The sequence below is a fragment of the Streptococcus oralis genome (genome assembly GCF_001578935.1).
GTDB classification, from domain to species: Bacteria; Bacillota; Bacilli; order Lactobacillales; family Streptococcaceae; genus Streptococcus; species Streptococcus oralis_R.
Genome location: NZ_KQ969535.1, coordinates 1 through 402, shown reverse-complemented (window position 1 = coordinate 402; position 402 = coordinate 1). Strand labels below are relative to the sequence as shown.

The following is a 402-nucleotide window of genomic DNA, read 5'->3' as shown; positions in this document are numbered from 1 at the left end:
TGTACAAGCAGCTCAGGAGCGAGACAAAGTCCGTTTTGAAGCCTTGGCTCGATCAGATAAGGGTTGGAAAGACATGGCTGTTAGCGCATTGACTATCATTGTCGGAGTGACAGCCATCGTAGTTACATTGGGCTCTGCGACTCCTTTAGTTGTTGCAGGCGGTATCGTGGGTCTTGGGACAACAGCCTATGGGGCGTCTAATATGTATGAGGCTGATCAGGATATCAAACTTGGGAATGCAGGGGATATTCAGACTAAAGCAGGAAATCCCATCAGAGATACGCTTTTCATGGGGAATGACAAGCTGTATCATGATGTTGGAAATATCTTTACGACAGCGAGCGCTATCATGATTCCCATAGGGCAGACCCAGAGCGTTGTCAAGGGCTTGACCCAGTTTGC

Annotated in this window: 1 pseudogene; it reads left to right on the top strand. The window is 48.3% G+C overall.

The features are described from left to right. Positions 1 to 402: pseudogene (locus SORDD15_RS10335) on the top strand (hypothetical protein); the annotation flags it as partial.